Origin of the sequence: Pseudomonas sp. Irchel 3H9, from assembly GCF_900187495.1 — a bacterium.
In the GTDB taxonomy this organism is placed as follows: domain Bacteria; phylum Pseudomonadota; class Gammaproteobacteria; order Pseudomonadales; family Pseudomonadaceae; genus Aquipseudomonas; species Aquipseudomonas sivasensis.
This window is the reverse complement of record NZ_FYDK01000005.1, coordinates 430,573-446,894: the sequence shown is the minus strand read 5'-3', so window position 1 is coordinate 446,894 and position 16,322 is coordinate 430,573. Positions and strand designations below refer to the sequence as shown.

Annotated in this window: 13 protein-coding genes, 1 rRNA gene and 1 pseudogene; 3 read left to right on the top strand and 12 right to left on the bottom strand. The window is 49.7% G+C overall.

Features of this window, described 5'->3' with window-relative positions; all coding sequences use genetic code 11:
- Positions 1-97: ribosomal RNA gene (rrf, locus tag CKW32_RS20730) — 5S ribosomal RNA — on the top strand; the annotation flags it as partial.
- Between the two features lie 180 nt (positions 98-277).
- Positions 278-722: pseudogene (locus CKW32_RS20725) on the top strand (IS3 family transposase); the annotation flags it as partial.
- 85 nt (positions 723-807) lie between these two features.
- Here CKW32_RS20725 and CKW32_RS20720 read toward each other — a convergent pair.
- Positions 808-957, bottom strand: a complete 150-nt coding sequence (locus tag CKW32_RS20720; RefSeq protein WP_256585350.1) for a hypothetical protein — start codon at positions 955-957, stop codon at positions 808-810.
- Between the two features lie 856 nt (positions 958-1,813).
- Between CKW32_RS20720 and CKW32_RS20715 the strand changes: the two genes are divergently transcribed.
- Complete coding sequence (locus tag CKW32_RS20715; protein ID WP_095185835.1) at positions 1,814-5,599, top strand: SIR2 family protein; 3,786 nt, start codon at positions 1,814-1,816, stop codon at positions 5,597-5,599.
- An 83-nt stretch (positions 5,600-5,682) separates the two neighbouring features.
- On the opposite strand, the gene CKW32_RS20710 is transcribed toward CKW32_RS20715, so the two are convergent.
- The 11 genes from CKW32_RS20710 to CKW32_RS20660 all read right to left on the bottom strand — a co-directional run bounded on the left by CKW32_RS20710 (position 5,683) and on the right by CKW32_RS20660 (position 16,249).
- Positions 5,683-6,333 carry a hypothetical protein gene (locus CKW32_RS20710; protein ID WP_095185834.1) on the bottom strand — a complete coding sequence of 217 codons (651 nt, stop codon included), beginning with the start codon at positions 6,331-6,333 and terminating at the stop codon, positions 5,683-5,685.
- Complete coding sequence (locus CKW32_RS20705; protein WP_143499419.1) at positions 6,333-7,595, bottom strand: hypothetical protein; 1,263 nt, start codon at positions 7,593-7,595, stop codon at positions 6,333-6,335. The genes CKW32_RS20710 and CKW32_RS20705 overlap by 1 nt, the downstream gene beginning before the upstream one ends.
- Positions 7,596-8,154: 559 nt before the next feature.
- Positions 8,155-9,009, bottom strand: a complete 855-nt coding sequence (locus CKW32_RS20700; RefSeq protein WP_095185832.1) for a hypothetical protein — start codon at positions 9,007-9,009, stop codon at positions 8,155-8,157.
- A gap of 97 nt (positions 9,010-9,106) precedes the next feature.
- Positions 9,107-11,992, bottom strand: a complete 2,886-nt coding sequence (locus CKW32_RS20695) for a DUF927 domain-containing protein (protein WP_095185831.1) — start codon at positions 11,990-11,992, stop codon at positions 9,107-9,109.
- Positions 11,989-12,261: a DUF3077 domain-containing protein gene (locus CKW32_RS20690; RefSeq protein WP_095048365.1), complete on the bottom strand. Its 273-nt coding sequence runs from the start codon at positions 12,259-12,261 to the stop codon at positions 11,989-11,991. Before CKW32_RS20690 ends, CKW32_RS20695 begins: the two co-directional genes overlap by 4 nt.
- Positions 12,258-12,539 (bottom strand): hypothetical protein, encoded by a 282-nt coding sequence (locus CKW32_RS20685; RefSeq protein WP_095185830.1) that lies wholly within the window; start codon positions 12,537-12,539, stop codon positions 12,258-12,260. Before CKW32_RS20685 ends, CKW32_RS20690 begins: the two co-directional genes overlap by 4 nt.
- Before the next feature lie 531 nt (positions 12,540-13,070).
- The gene (locus CKW32_RS20680) at positions 13,071-13,376 is read right to left on the bottom strand and encodes a hypothetical protein (protein WP_095185829.1); all 306 of its coding nucleotides are present in this window, start codon (positions 13,374-13,376) and stop codon (positions 13,071-13,073) included.
- Positions 13,373-13,642, bottom strand: a complete 270-nt coding sequence (locus tag CKW32_RS20675) for an AlpA family transcriptional regulator (RefSeq protein WP_095185828.1) — start codon at positions 13,640-13,642, stop codon at positions 13,373-13,375. Before CKW32_RS20675 ends, CKW32_RS20680 begins: the two co-directional genes overlap by 4 nt.
- Entirely contained in the window at positions 13,639-13,887 is a 249-nt protein-coding gene (locus tag CKW32_RS20670) for a helix-turn-helix domain-containing protein (RefSeq protein ID WP_095185827.1), read from the bottom strand. The genes CKW32_RS20675 and CKW32_RS20670 overlap by 4 nt, the downstream gene beginning before the upstream one ends.
- 257 nt (positions 13,888-14,144) lie before the next feature.
- Positions 14,145-15,167 carry a ParA family protein gene (locus CKW32_RS20665; RefSeq protein ID WP_095185826.1) on the bottom strand — a complete coding sequence of 341 codons (1,023 nt, stop codon included), beginning with the start codon at positions 15,165-15,167 and terminating at the stop codon, positions 14,145-14,147.
- A gap of 194 nt (positions 15,168-15,361) precedes the next feature.
- Positions 15,362-16,249, bottom strand: a complete 888-nt coding sequence (locus tag CKW32_RS20660; RefSeq protein WP_143499417.1) for a TraB/GumN family protein — start codon at positions 16,247-16,249, stop codon at positions 15,362-15,364.
- Between the last annotated feature and the right edge of the window lie 73 nt (positions 16,250-16,322).

The window sequence follows — 16,322 nt, the reverse complement described above, 5'->3', positions numbered from 1 at the left end:
TGGAACCACCTGATCCCATCCCGAACTCAGTAGTGAAACGATGCATCGCCGATGGTAGTGTGGGGTTTCCCCATGTGAGAGTAGGTCATCGTCAAGATTAAATTCCGAAACCCCATTTGCGAAAGCAGATGGGGTTTTGTTTTGGGCGGGCGGAAAGTGCGAGGGCGGATCAGGGCGAGCTCTCGAATATCCTCAGGGACTGCGGGCCTGAACTGGCCTAATGATGTTGAACACTTCAATCGGGCGCTATATTGGTACCCAAGTCTGAGGTGTTTGGATACTTCGCCAAAAAGTGCGCCTGAAGTGCGCCTTTATCAAGCAGCGCACGGGCGACTACTCGATTCGACGGCTTTGCCTGACGCTGATAGTGCATCCCGGTGGTTATTACAGCGTGGTGGTCTGAGCCGCAATCTATACGCGCCAAAGACGACCAGCGACTGCTGGGTTTGATCAAGCATTCCTGGCTGGAGAGCGGCGGCGTTTACGGCTATCGCAAAATCCATGACGATCTGCGCTAGGTCTGTGAGGATTGTGGTGGTCATTGTGTGGCTAGGCTGATGCGTCTTTAAGGTATGCGTTCTCAGACAGGTTATCGACGCCGCCCCGGAAAGTGCGGCGGTAAGCCAGCGGTAGCATTACCCAATTTGTTGAAGCGCCAGTTCGATGTCTTGGAATCCAACAGGGTTTGGGTCACTGACATCACCTACATTCGTACGTATGAAACAACGTAAAACGCCGCCATGGTTTCAACAATCAGCTGCCATCGGTAGAGTTTGAAAAGCGTTACGCAACGAGCTTGCAAGGTGTCTAGAGAATCCGGGGCGATTCACACTGATTGAGAAGGCGCGGGATGACCGGCAAATAGTTAGGATTATTTTTGCCGTCCCAGTTCGGACGATCAATCGCATCTTGAACGTCAAGGATAACAATCAGGATAGGGGCGTATTGGTCCTTCATCTCATCTCCTTTGGGTAGGGCGGCAGGCCGAGTGTGCTGAGACGAGCCTCAACCAACAGTTGATTGCACTCGAAACCTGCCTACAGCTCTTTGCGAAGCCCTCCATAATGAATCTCAAACTTATGCAAGTTGAGTTCGGCAGACGCTTACCGATACGCGCACTGCCTGATGCGGAACATTTGCCAGGATTCCTACCGGATATTGCCTTCTACCTAAGCTAGAAATCTCTCAATGATCGAGCCTGGGTGTTGCCGACGCCTCGGCGTAGCCCAAATTCGTCCAATCGATAAGGCCGATATCGTAATTCGAGATTCGCGCGTTGGCTTATGCGTGATGGGAGGTGAGCGAGAGTGGGCTTTCGATGTCATCACAAGGCTTCTGGGGCGGGGCGTGAGCGCGCTCAACGATTTTTAAGGCGTGTAACTATCTTGTGGGCTGGTTTTGTCTGGTCTCGCCTTCTGGGCACCTTTGCCGGCCTCTGGCGACGTGACTTCACTTTTCCACAGACGAAAAAAAAGACCTTGAAATTCAAGGTCTTTTTTTAAGATGGTGCCCGAGGGAGACTCGCTTGCGCTATATATTACGGGGCATGCAAGCTAGTTTCAATCCTAGGGATACATGCGGGGATACAGTCCGGTGAGTGCTATGCAGCGACAGACTCAACGAGAAACCATTATCGCTCTCTCGTTGAGGAGCCAGCTGTTTTCCTGGCCAATACGTTTTTGATGATCACATAGCGATTCTTAGTCGGTAACAGGATCCCTGCCCGGAGATGTACACCGGAGGTTCTCCGGCTCGGCGTGAGTCGTGTCTTATGAGTTAACCTTACCGAAATACCGCTCGGAATGGATCTGATATGCGCCTGCTAGAGAACGGACCGGAGATTCCTGAATTGTTGATTGCAGCCCGTGAAGAAGGGCGTGTTGTCTTTTTCTGTGGCGCTGGTGTATCAGTGCCTGCTGGTTATCCTAACTTCTTGGATTTAACAATTGAAGTTATGACTCGGCTGGGCGTCTCATCTAGGGTGGATAATCAATTATTTGCCTATCTAACTATGATGGAAGATGCATGCAGTAATGAAGAGTCAAAAAAACAGAAACTGCCGTTCTCCTTTGACCAAGTCTTCTATTTGTTACAGCAGGAATATGGGGCAGCAGCTATCGAGCGAGAAGTTAGTGCTGTTCTAAAGGGGAAAAAATCTCCGTTCGTTGATTATCACAAGATTATTCTCCGGCTTTCAAGAAGTGCTAGCGGAGCGCCACAGGTTGTGACTACCAACTTTGATCTTTTGTTTGAGCATGCTCAGAAAGGAATAAAGGTACATGTGCAGCCAGCACTACCCGATTTGAACGTAGGTGTTGCACCTGAGGGTGTAGTATATCTGCATGGTCGATTGGATGCGAAAAGTCGTGCTGGCGGAAAGTCCAATCTCATAATTAGTAGCGCTGACTTTGGGCGTGCGTATCTTGCAGACGGCTGGGCTAATCGTTTTATAAAAGCACTTGCGAGCCAATATATTATAGTGTTGCTTGGTTATAGTGCGGAAGATCCTCCAGTGAAGTATTTGCTTGAAGGACTTCATGCAAAAAATGGGGATACCACAGGGTCGATATTTGCGTTTGAGAGGGGAGAAAAAGAGTCGGTTGAACAAAATTGGCGTCATCGTGGAGTCACGGGGATTGCTTACAATGAATATGATGATCTCTGGGACTCTTTAGCTTCGTGGGCTGAGTACTCTGACAATCCTGAGAAATGGCGATCTAATGCTTTGAAGCTCGCTCAAAATTCGCCTAGAACACTAACGGCATTTGAAAGGGGCCAGGTTGCACAGTTGATCAGTTCTGCAGTAGGTGCGGAGGAATTCTGTAACACAAATCCCCTGCCGAGCGCAGAGTGGCTTTGTGTTTTTGATCCCTATGTCAGAAATATGGAGGGTCGACTTGTAAGGCGTTACCCGGAGTCAGAGAGTTTTAACTTTTCTCCTAGGGATATTTTTGGTTTGGATCACGACCCATTGGTTGATTATAAAAGTAACGATAATCAATATTGGGGCGTAAATTATCTCTCGTCTCTAACTGATGATAAGTATGTTTTGTCTCGGGATAAGGCGTCTCTTGCGGGGGTCGCTCATAAAGAACTTCCTGCGCGACTGAAATTTATTGCCGGGTGGATTGCAAATAATGTAAATGACCCATGGGCTTTGTGGTGGGCGGCTGGCAAGTCAAATTTACATCAACATTTATTGAAGATGATCGAGTATAAACTAGGTCGTAAAGACCAAAAGCTCGATAAAAATGTCAATGAGTGGGGAGTGCTTATTGCTGAGAATGAACGTAATCCAAGTTCTAATTTAAATATGGAGTGGTATCAGTTTAAGGAGCTTGTCGGTGCGAGAGGGTGGGTTTTTTTAGCATTTCAGTACTTGGAAAGAGCGATTAAGCCAAGTCTTAAAATAAGGCGTAGTACTAGCCTGCCGCTGACAGAGATACAAGACGGTTTGGGCGTTGCAGAACTTGAATTAGAGTTGGTATCACTTAATGGCGAAGATTTTGATGTTCCGAGTGAGCACCTTTTGGAAGTGCTTTCATTGTGGAGGGACGCAATCTGTAGAGCTTCAAAACTTATCGGTGAGCTATCTTATTTTTCCGCTCCGGATATTTTTGAAGATAAAGACCGAGTAATTAATGATGAGGCATATGAATTTGTTAAAACTTTTTCAAATTTGTATGGAGAACTTGCAATAGCGGATCCGGAAAAAGCGAAATTAGAGTTCCTTATGTGGCCAGATTTTGAGCCGCATTTCTTTCCGCAGTTAAAAGTTTTTGCGCTTAATTTTCCAGGTTTGTTTAGCTCTGACGAAGTCTCGAAGTATCTCATGGCGCTCGGCGATTCTGGGTTTTGGCCTGAGGGATGTAGAAAACAGATATTGTTCATGCTCGTTAAGTTCTGGGGGCGGTTCACTGCAAACGCAAGAGCTCACTTGGAAGAGAGAATTATCAAAGGTCCGGTTGATAACGTTAATTTAAATGTATATCAAGCATACGATGGACAGTACGCCACCATTGATTTCCTCCTTGGTCTACGTGACGGTGGTTGCTCACTAAGTAGAACATCGCTCGATAGACTCGATGAGTTGAAGAAGATTGAGGGTTTAGATGATGATCTGGCGAGCACCAGTTTTAGAAACACCGTAAGACGTGCGGGGTGGGTAAACACAGATAAAGATGCAAGTCTTTTGATTGGGTGTGAATTAAAAGACGTAATCAAGATTTCTTTAGAGCGCATGCCTAGAATTGTTAATGGTTTTGTAGAGGAGCGACCTTTTGTCGGTTTAGTGGAGCAGAAGCCTTTAAGGGCTTTGAAGAGCTTGATACTCGAATCCAAAACGGCCTCTTATCCCTTAGTTCTTTGGCAAGAACTGCTTTCTGAATGGCCTAATACTGACGCCAGGCTCACCGCGCATGCCGCTCGGCGTTTGATTACCTTGCCTTCTAGTGAGGTTGCGAGGTTCTCTCAGGCATATTCCCAGTGGATGGGGAGTAATTTAAAGACAATCTTCAATCTGAACCCTGCGCTCGGGCTTTTTATTTGGGATTCGGCTGTTGATCTGCTAATTAACTGCGGAGATATCGCATTGGTAAGTGCGTATGACTTATCGGGATCTCCTACGTCAATTCCGCCAACGAGTATTCAAACGCTCGAAAGATCAAGAGCTTCGCCGATGGGGCGTATGACAGATGTTTTATTTGAAATGATGGATTACGGTGGGTTGAAGCAGGGCAAAGGTATTCAACCTGTTTTGAAAGACCGATTGAATCGCTTGTTGTCGATAGAGTTAGCTTGTCTTAAGTATATTGTTAGCGTTATCTCCCTTAAGCTAGGTTGGCTATTCTGGGTTGAGCCAGGGTGGACCACAGAAAAAGTTCTTCCTCTTTTCTCCATGGATAGTAAGTTTTCAGAAGTTGCCTGGGATGGCCGTTTGCATGACAACCGACACTTTAGCCCAGAACTATTTGCAGAAGTGAAGACGCAATTTATTAGTCTATTTAGTCGTCTTGGTGAATGGAAGTGGGGGCGAGATCGCTCTAGAATTCTCCATCAGCATCTAGTGTTGGCTTGTCGATATGGAATGCGTAAAGGTCTGGGGGTAAGCTTTCAGGAGGTTAGGGAGGTACTTCAGACTACTGATGATGCAGGTCGTGTAGATGTATTGAGATATTTATCTACATTGCTTAAGTCAAAATCTGATTGGAAAAAATTTGGAAGGCCATTTCTGGAAAGGGCATGGCCGCGAGAGTTACGTTATTTGAGTTGTGACACAACTAGATGTTTTATAAACTATGCTGATAAATCGTCCGATTATTTTCCTGATGTTGTTAGAATTGTTTTGCCATTGCTAACAGTAATGCCGCGATGTGACGCATTGTTTTTTAATTCTCATAATAATTCTCAGATTCCGTTATCTACTCAATATCCGGAGCAGATGCTCGCGTTACTCGATAAAGTTTTAGCTGATAACACGATACCTCCCTATGAGTTTGTGAAGATGCTTGGTCAGATAGTTGCGGCGGAACCTATGCTTGCTAGAGATAAGAGGTATCTCCGTTTAAGGAAGATATCAATTGAGAATGTTTGGTTTTAAACGTTTCGATTATCTTCGATTTCTTTTTTGATAAAAATCTCTCTCAGCCCGTTCTGACGGGCTTGAGAGTTTTGTTTTTTGGATTATTTCATTAATGGTTTATATAATTCATCAAGCAACTTATTTTGATTTATGATAGCCCTAGGTTTAAGGTATTCTATCTTTGAAGTTTCCGTTAAGGTCTCAGAGAAGACTTTGATTTCGCCATCGCCACCGGTTGTGTAATACCAGATTGAGTCTTTGTCCTTTCTGAATGCGCACCCAGTCGAGGTTTTCTCTCCTGATGTGACCTTTATTTCAAAACACTTAGATAGGAAAATCTGAGCTATTCTTGCTCCATCGGCCTGACCTTTTTCATAAGCTGCAAAACTTAAGTAAACTAATGCTCCTATGAAAATCAAGCTGCTCCAGCCGGCTATTGTTTTCAATGCAGATGTTAGATTGGCTGAGAAGCGACTGCTGCTAAGTTTTTTTAATAGTAGCGCCAATAGAATTATTATTGCTAATGTCGAAGTGACGTGAACGGTTAGATAAAGAGCTGCATTATAGAGCATCCTATAAAGTATTTCGTATATTATCATTCCGCCATCATAAAATACTTTATCCAGTGCAGGCTGGCTGAACTCAGGACTAAGCCTGAAGGAGCGCAAAAAAGCGTTATTTTGGCTCGTGCCGGCAGCGTAAACACATGCCGTGATTAGCAATGCGCTGCTTACCGGCTCTACTACTTTCATCAATTACTCCCAAGTTTTTGAAGTTTTATACCAAATTCAATGTTTTCCAAATTGCTTGTGTTCGGTTGTAGGAGTTCTAATTGCAGTGAGTCATTGATCGCTTTTGCGTATGTTCTTTCGCTAAGTTGGTTTATAGCGTTTTTTTGTCTTAATAGAGACTCTCTGATTTTGTCTAGTTCGGGCGTAGATGTTTGTTCGTCCCTGAACTTGTCGTTAAATAAGGTGTTTTCAATTTCTTCTGATGGTTTCGTAGAAGAAGGTGATATTCCACTTGAATCCACTTGGTTTTGAACGCTTGAGTTAGCGAGTGCGCTTTCTATTTCATGGATTCCAACAATGCCAGTGACTAACAAGCATGAGAGAACAGCGGTAGTTAGTGTTTTTGAGTTAAAGTTTCCTATCAAAGGAATCTTCGACCATGTGTCTCCCGGAGACATGAAGTCTGCTTTGGAAGTGGAGAGAACGACATTGGAAAAAATACTGAAGTCAACTTCTCTAAGAAGCTGTTCGGGATCTATATCTATATCGTTCAGCAATGCTGAAACAAGTGGGTTCACAAGTGAGATATTTTGGAAAAGCTTTCCAACTACTGCAGAATTAATGTCTCTTGTGCTTCTTATTTTGTTCGAAAAATATAAGTTTTGCCCGTCAGTATAAAAAGGGTATAAGAGGTGGTACACCATTTCTTTATATTGAGTTATTTCTGTCAGAGTGTTTCTGGCCAAGGAGTTTTTGAGGGCGTCGGGAATTTCACTCTCTCTGATTGTTGGCCCCCACGTTACATTTTTCCTCAGAGTGTATTTTAATTTAATCTTGTCCTGTGCGGAGGCACCCTCCACCTCCGCTGAAGCTAATGTAACTGGCTCTTTACTAAAATATGCTTCGTCTGAGTTGCAGATCCCGAACATGAATCCACCGGAAGCAGTTTTGGTAATTATTAAATCACCTATGCCAATGTCTTCCTTGAATTTGGTTATCGCGGCTTGAAGCTTCGCGCCGGACAGGTTTAATGATTTTGTTTCCTTTTTATCTTTGGTGTTGACTCGAAATTCGGAAAACTTGTCGTTAGTGAGCAGAGCACTTTTTATCGACTCTTTTGTGGGCATTACATCTAGTTCTGACTCATTGAAAACTTCGGAAAGATAGTCTGTGGCGATTAGTTTTCCAGATTTGAAGTGAGGTGCGTATCTTCCAGAAGATGATCTTACAAACCAAATTCGTTGTGTTTCGTCGAGTAGTGCTATTTTTATCGCGCTTAACATTGACTTCCCTTTCATTCTTCTGGAAAAGCCTAGAGTCTATAGCGACCAATTAAATTTGGGAACGCTCACCGTAAATTATGCTTGCGATGGATATTCGCATCAGTGTTGAGTTAGTCGGCACCTTTGGAGAGCTCATCCAGGTAAGACGGACATCCCTGCAGAAATTTGAGCTAGAGGAAACCTGCGAGTCTGATAACCCGTGTAGGGGGCCCCCCTTAGGGAGGACCCGTAAAATCCGCCGCTCCAACTCCTTCGCCTGGGAGGAGTTAGACACAGTAGATCGGTGGATCTGGAGCGATCCGTCGCGTCTGCTTGCGCTGAAGGTTCACGCCGTGAAAAGGGGCGAGGGGAATCCTAATCCTTGGGTGGCGAAAATGCGGTGTTCCATGTGTTCCATGTGTTCCGGAAACGCTAGAAGCCAAGTAAATAAAGGCTTTCAGAGGTGGAACACCAAATGCGATAAACCGGAACACCAGTAATGCGGAACACGTTTTGTGTTCCGCGAGTGATGCTCCGGTTTAGGAGGGAGCGTCACGACTGGTAGTCGCGACGCGGGCAATCAAGCGGCGATCAGTTGCTCAATGGAAATTGCACCCGCCTTCGCAGTGACCGTATCTTCATTGATGGCCATCGGTCCGAACGGTACGAGTAGTGGTACGTAGAGGTCAGTTAGAGAGCTCGAACGCCCCATCGCCTTTTCCGTCGCATGCAGATGTGCTGCGATGGCTGCGAAGTCCTGAGCTGCTTTGTCTAGACGGTCGGCCCACATGAACCGTGCTGCACGTAGCTGCTGGTATCGAAGATCTTTCAAGGTCTGGCTACTCTCTGCAATGGCTGCTTCGAGCTTCTCCACTTCATCTTTCAAAGCTTGCGTTGCAGTTGCAATGCCCCACTTGTCACGGGTTGCTTCTGCAAGCGCCTCTGAGGCTTGTCGGAGCGCCTTTTCCGCACGTTGTTCTTCCGCGTCATCTCCATCGCTCAACGCAACGGAGTAGCTCGCTGCCGCTTGTTTTTCGACGTATTGAGCCCTTTCAATTTCAGTGCGTTTCTCTTCTTCCAGTCTTTCGAGTTTGCTCGAAAGCTTGGCGCGTTTGTCTTGCTGCTTTCGCAGATCGTTCTGCATCTGGCTGATTTCTTTCTGTGCCTTTTTTATGTTACTACCGGCAGATCGAATTCCGTCCTCCCAATCGACCAACGTTTGCAGCCGTCTGATCTCGGAAGCATGGCGAGCTATTTCGGACCTCGCGTTGCTGAGAGCATTGATCACTTCATGTGGGTAAGGCGCTCGATTGTGACGCGTATGGGCGTACAGGCTTTTGGCTTCCTTGGCCGAGTTAGTGAGTTTCGGCAGTTTCTTTTCGAGTTGTTCCATTTCGATTTGGTGTTGCTTGATTTGCTTTTGGTAGTCGCTCATTGGAAGTCTTCCATTTCAGATTTTGATATTCGTTCGATTGGATCCCGGGTGGGCCAGACCCGAAGCGGCCGGCAGCTCTCCTCGATCCGCCAATACTTCACGCGGCTTCGGTTTCAGAGGAGAGGAGGGCATTGGCATGCACCACGTAAGCTCTTGTTTTGGCGAGTCCAGGTAGTCGCACCGATTGCGCAGCACGGCCCTCAGCGCTGGCTTCCAAAATCCCGCGCTCGATCAGCTCCCGATTGACCAAGGTAAGGCTCATGCCTTTGAACACTTCGGCCCTCCACGCGGTGGGCAGGAAGTAGTAGGTGACCAACGTGTAAACGCCATCGCCCATGCCGTGTTCAACTGTGCGCCGGAAACCGAGGCGGTCGGTGGTTCGTGGTGCGTGATCGTCGGTTTTGGCGGCAAGACCGTCCCAGCGTGTGAAGCGGCTTTCACCGAATCGCTCGATGACTTGCTGCAATCGACTCACGATGGCGTCACCTTCCATGTTCCCGGCGCCACCGCGCTCCTCGAGCCAAGCATTCAGGCAAACTTGCGCCGCTGTGGTCGCGGTGCCCTCCGGCCAGCCTGTTACACCGAGCGCCGTCGCGAGTTCACCTGCGGCAGCGGCAAGACCGAAGCGAGCAGCGGCACGATGCGCTTGACCGCTGGCGGAAGCAGGAAGGGCCTTGGCGATGAAGCGCTCCACCGTGCGCCGCAGCATGGCTGTCCAGCCGAGCATTTCACCTGGCTTGCACAGCGCTGACAGGAACGCGGTAAGCGGCGTACCGTAGTATTTGCCTACTCGTGCTTTGAGTGCGTCCGACAGGGCGGCGGCGTCTTCGAACCCGTTCAGCACGTCGAACATGCCCAGTCCTTTGCTCGCATCCGCAGGCACAGCGAGCATGCGGATTTCCATCCCTGCCTTTAGCTCTTTGTTCGCGTCGGCCATGTGCTGCGCCAGTGTCTTTTCGCCGGTCGAGAGAAATAGCAAGCGCCACTCTTGCACCTGACGGCCTGCTTGCCCTCGATCATTGGCGCGCGCTTTACCCGTGCCGTTGCCGAGCATGTACACCGTTTCACCGATAATGCGCGGATCGCACATACCTATTTCGTCGAGTACCAGAACGCCGTCCGAATGCGCGGCGGCAATCGACTCCAATGCGTTATCCGTCGAGCGCCAGGACCGGACTAGTCGCGGTCCGCCATAGACCGAGGCGGCAACTTGCAGGTGTGTCGTCTTACCGCCGGAGCTGTCTCCGTATAGATGAAAGCCACCTGATTCATGCCCCAGCAAATGCAAAAGCGGTCCGGCAAAGGCAACGCTGGCGACAAACGCCAAGCGGTGATTCCCAACGCAAAGCGAGCCGATCTGCTTTTGCCATTGCTCCAATGTGCCGGCCTCGCTAATGGGAGGAAGCTGCGCGCCGGAATCACAAAAGAACAGATGCTCATGGCTGTTGCCGATTTGCTGATCGGGTAGCAGGTATGCAGGTCCATGCCATCCAAGGCGAGTGACTAAGCGCGCCCGCTCGTTGCTGTCGAACCCTTGCAGGTAACTTTGAAGATCGTTGCGCGCATTGCGACCGGAGCGCGTTCCAGGCAAGCGCAATCCCATATCCACCAGCGGCCCTAAAACGTCTTTGCCGAAGTCGCCGGTCATGTTGCGAGCTGGAATGTTCCAGCGCTTTTTAGCCCCGTCCGGATCATCGAACTCAACCAGCAAACCCCAGTTGTGACCCTTTTCATCGCGAGTACGGGCGAGGAGTTCCAAGTAGGAACACACAGGCCGCGACTCACCATCATCGCTGGTATAGAAGACTCCTTCGGGGGCAAGTCGAAAACCACCCGGCAGCAAATCGTTTTTCGATTTTGCCGGTTGTTTGGCTGCTGCTTTTGGCTCTGCAGGTTCGTCGGACTGCTCGTGGTTGAGGGAGACGAAAAGCTCACCGCTGCGCTCCAGCTCGGCGACGTGTGCTGCCGTCCAACCTTTGGCCAGCGCGTCGGCGGCATCGTCGCCGTCGTCCCACGTGCCACCTTTGGCAAAGACTGCTTGATCGTCCTTCAAAGTGGGCTTGCGTTTGAACACAGTGAGCGCGACGAACCGGACCGATTCGGCGCCGATTTCGTGCAGCTTTTTGGCGACTTCTTCCATACACGACTTGCCGCTGCTGTCGTTGTCCGGCCAAAGCACAACCGAGCGCCCTTTGAGTGGTGTCAGGTCGGTCTTGTGCCAAGAGTTAGATCCGTTCGGCCAGCACGTTGCCACGTAGTCCAGCATCAATTCGCCTGCCGCATCGGCGGCTTTTTCGCCTTCGCACAACACGACAGGTGCGGCATCGCGCAGTGCCAACTCTTCCAAGCGCAGAAGCGGGCGCGGATCAGGCAATCCCTGCCAGCGCCATTGCGTGGTTTCGCTGTTAGAGCGCTGGCACCAGGTCAAAGGAGCGAAGGCCTTTTTGGGCTTGCCGTCTTCATCTGGACAGAGATCAAAACGGTAGAGAGCCATGAGTGGCTGACCGCTAGCGTCACGGTAGATCCAGACTTTCGACGGAGCACCGTGATCTCGATGGCGGACCGGGCAACGTTGCATAGCTTCGGCCGGGATCGGCTGTATGGCGGTCCATGTTGGTGCTTTGGTTTTACCTTGAGCGGGAGCCGACTGCGCCGCACCGACGCTCACGCTCAATAGTTCGGTGAGCTTAGCGCACGCCTCGACATCGGTGCCGCCGTCCAAGTAGCGCACCAAGTCAATAAGGTCTCCGCCCTTGTCGCCAGTGGCGAAGTCAGCCCACGTGCCTTTGTTCAAATTGACCTTGAGTGAACCTGCTCGCTTGTCGGTGCGCGTCGGATTAGGAGCGGTGTATTCCTTGCCGCCGTCCACGCGCTTTCCGTTGGGCAGCCAGTGCGCGAGGACACGTTCAATGCCCTTCAGCGAGGCAGCTTTTACGTCGGCGAAGCTCGGACGTTTTGCTTTGCTGCTCTGGCGCTGGCTCATGTGTCGGCCCTCGGCGAGAACAGGGTGTCAGCCACGTCATCAAGCAGCGCTTTAGCCATTTCACCTAGATACAGAGCAGGCCAACTAAACCGTTCGCATTGATCGCTCATGGCGGCGTCGCGGTTGAGCAGGTTTACGTGGTCTTGCAACTGAGAGGCTAGCTCCAGAGCATCTTCGATGGGGATGCCTGCGTTGACGCGAAATAACTTCAAGCCGCTGGCATTAGCAGGCGAAAAATCCGTGCGGCCAATCGTGGTCAACGCGTTCATAGCGCACCGCCCTCCTTCTCGGCTGGAACGGAAGTGGTATCACCGTGCAAAGCGAGGGTTTTGATCAAGCCGAGGGTGCCGCGAACATCCCAAATGACGGCGGCAATAACACGGTTGGAGAGGCGCGACTCACCTTCAAAGTGGTCTTCGAGTAACGTCAGCACCGAGTCCGCGCGCTCAAGTGCGCAGGCGATAGCGTCAATCGGTACACCAGCCCCGGCGCGCTGACTGACGCTGAGAATGTCTTCGGGCAGGGCAAAGCTCAGGGCATTGTTCATTGGGCGCCGCCTGCGGCTTCGAGAGCACGAGCTTTGGCCATATGTGCGTTGTAGCGGGCGAGACGTGTAGCAAGACTGGAGTTGGCGTGTAGAGCGGCGAGAGCCATTGCACGGTGTGCAGCGGCGCGATTTTTGGACGGAATGAGGGCGTGCATGGGTGGAGCTCCTTCTTAAGTAGGAACTGCCACGATTCGTCGCCAAACGAATTGGGGTGGCAGCTGTGCGCAGGTTGGCGAACCGGGTAAGAAGGAACCCGGCAGACCCTAAGGTCTCCCGCGCACAGCCGCCATAAAGCAGGAATGCGGGCACAAAAAAAGCGCCTGCAATCGATATGGTGGCGCCTGTGCGCCTTCTTAAACTCGGGTCGCCAAACCCGGTCGCTGAATTTGCAGCGACGGCGGCAGGATAACCCCGAGATTTTATTCGCGCAACCGGCACGAAGCCTTGCGCATTTTTTTGATGCGACATAAATTGACCGGGCATACAGATTGACCTCAAACGCCCCCGGTTGCCGCCGGGGGCGTTTTCGTTTCAGGCGTGGGCTTCCCAGCGCAGGTTGAGCAGGGGGAGGAAGCCGTAATGGATCATGGAGCGGGCGTCTTCGTAGGCTTCCGTTTGCTGGCCTTCATCAACGATCACCGCACCAGATTTTTCGCAATGAAGCGCGAGGGCGCACCATGTACCGTCGGCCCAGCTAAGTACGCTGACCACGCGCCCCTGTTTGTCCTGTCGGCCGCGATAGCGCTCGAGGCGCTGCATCGTGGCGGCTGAAAAGCCGATGCGGCGCAGCACTGAAAAGGGATGCATCAGGGCTTGATTGGCAATCGAGCGGCTCATGCGGCCACCTCATCACGTGCTTGAATGCGACCACGTGCCCACGCTTGAACTTCCGAAAAAACCCAGGCCACTGGAGCGCCGCGAGCGTTGCTGTTCGTGAGTTTTACGGTTTTAGGAAAACCGCTTTCTGGCTCATTCATCAGCTTGTAAATGGTGGGGCGCGCAAGACCTACAATAGCCATGACCTCGGCGATGCGGATGAGCGTCAGCGAAGGGTCGATTGGCGTAGAGTCGTTTGCAGAGGAGTGGAGGCGAGTGGATTTCATTTCTCGTTCCTCGCAGTTGCGGCAGCGCTGTGCGTGCGGCTTTCAAGCCACATCGACACATCCTTAGGCCGATATCGCACGCGGCTTCCGACTTTTACATACGGCAGCGGATTGCGACGCGAACTGCGCCAGGCGGCGAGCGTGCGATGCGAGAGGCCCAGAGTCGCTGCCACCTGATCGGGAGTGAGTAAATCAGTGGCGGAGGGTGAAAGCGGGATGATTGATCTAAGCGTCGTCGAAGTCATTTAGCGTTTCCTGTAGTCGTGGAGAGTTACAGGGATCACGCTAGATTGGTGAAGGGAAATGAACGGTAGTTAGCTTCCCATTTATTACAATGCAGAAGGGTCGCGATCAGCTCCGAAGCGGTTGATTTGCAAGCAAGCCATTCACCGTTTTGTCTCTTGTTAGCAAATAGATTGGTTTGGTAATCTGAGTTGGTTGGGCGAGTTTAAAGAATGGGATTTATCGTTGATAAATCCCAAAATAATAGTATTGAGTGATGCTACGCTGTTAAGTTGCAAACTGTTTCGGAAAGTCTTTTGAACGTTTTTTTGAAGTCATTTCGGCTTACCTTCATATTGTCTAATATGTTTCCGCCTTGCTCGATTTGTGCGTCAGTAAGTGCGTAGACTGGCACGTTATGCTTTTGAGCTTGCGCTATTAGGGAGTTGAAGTCCGCGATATTCTCCAAGTTGTATGGTTCGTCGCGTACAGAATATTCATCAAAAAGACTTTCGTCGATTGTCATGCCCAAAGGTGCCAGTGCAGGTACTAAGGATTTCGCAACTTCGTTGTTAATAATGTCAATCCAGCGTTGAAATGATTTCGCCGGTGCTCCGTTTCTTGGTCGGTATTTTTGAGAGATTATTCCAATGAATTTTGGAGGGTCAAGCGGAAGATGATATGTAAATTCTTGATCTCTAAATTCTTCGACTTCTTTGTGCCATTTTGGTATGACGCGTGTTAAAGATTTAATCGCTTGTGCACAAAAGAAATCGGGTGCTGTTGGAACAATAAAATAGTCGCTCGACATCAATAGGCATTGATTCAGGGCGCCAACGCTCGGACTCATATCTACTATCACGTAGTCAAATTCATATTTTTCAGCTGTCGAACGAACGCACTGGCCTAGCACTCCTGGGATATTTCTCATGGCCGGTAACTTCAGAGCGGTAGTCAAAGCAACGCTGATTTGTGTTTCTGCCTCAGAAAGCTGAAGGTTTCCGCATAATAAAGATAAATTAGGATGTGCAGTTTGTACTGGCACCGCTTCGATATGTCGGCCTTCGCCATTTAATACGGGCAAAATGCAACTATAAAGGTCGCAGTTTGGATTTTTTGAATAGAAGTCTGACGTGTCGTCAATGGATGTATAGCCAAGGACAAGTGCTGTCAAATTGCATTGGGGGTCTGTATCGACAATAAGTGTTCTATATCCTTGTTCTGCTAACATCCACCCTAAATTGAAGGTTGTGGTCGTTTTACTGACGCCACCTTTGTGATTGAACAAAGAAATGATTTTCATGCGGAGTCCCTAGGCATATTGAGCAGCCAAAGCTAGCCTTTTGATATTACCTTGTCGAGTTTAAAATTTTACCTAGGGTCTCATCACGCTAGGGGGACGCTGCTGCCTCAGAAGCACATTAATCGCTTCAGCATCTCAATTTCATTCTGATTTGTCCGTGGCTATCTTCAGTCGAAATACTTTGAATATGACAGTCAGGTCGCTTGCTTTGGCGTTTTGGTAGCAATCAATACCCCACCTGAAGCTAAAACGTTACGTATTTGCTTTGTGGATAGTTTTTCGGTGGCACCCGCTGCCTTCAATGCTGAATCAGTTCCAGCAATGATGCCCACAATTTCTCTCATGGATTTTCCGTTATTTAACAAACGCTTAGCATGTGAGCAAATTGCTGCATTTCGGTCGGTGATGGACTCGCGTCGTACCGCTGCTGAATTAGTACCGGCCTTACGAGCAGCAGTACTGATTCGAAGCTTCTCGCTGCTGCTCAGCAATGGGGAAGCGTACATTCTTGCAAGCGTAAGGTAATACCTCGATGCCCCGTGCAGATCCGCAACAGTTTCTCGTGTCTCTATTTCTCGCAGATGTTGATCACTACGTAATTCAGTCAGGAAGTCGATGAAGCCGTTCGGGTCATCTTCGGCCAAAATGGTTACATGCTCTCTTCCTATGGCATAAAGGTCTTCATCTACGTCTGCAAGCCAGCATCCTAAGGTCTCGACTGCACGACAAGCACTGTCTATCGCTAATGCGGCGACGATTTGAGAGTCGGCAACGGTTGAAGCAGACAGTTCACCGATAACCCAGCGGATGGCATGAGCTAGGTCGTCATCAAAAAGCGCAATGCGTTGGTGGATGCTAGAGGAGCGTCGTCTGACTTCCCCTAGAATACGGATAGCGTCCGCCGTCCACTCTCCATCTTCGTTCTGATGGGACGCCCAATGCCGTTCTCCCTCGCGTATGAACTCGACTAAGTCATTTATACGCTCCGCGAACTCTTCGTACAGCGTCACATATTCCAACGCCTCGATGCTTTCCCAGCCCTCGACGTCGAGGGGGGCGCTTAAATAAAGTCTGTTACTCATCATTCGCCCCTCGCCCCATTCCCGGGGCCGAAAAAACGCGAGCGCCTGCGCCCGGCGAAGCTAGAAGACCGCC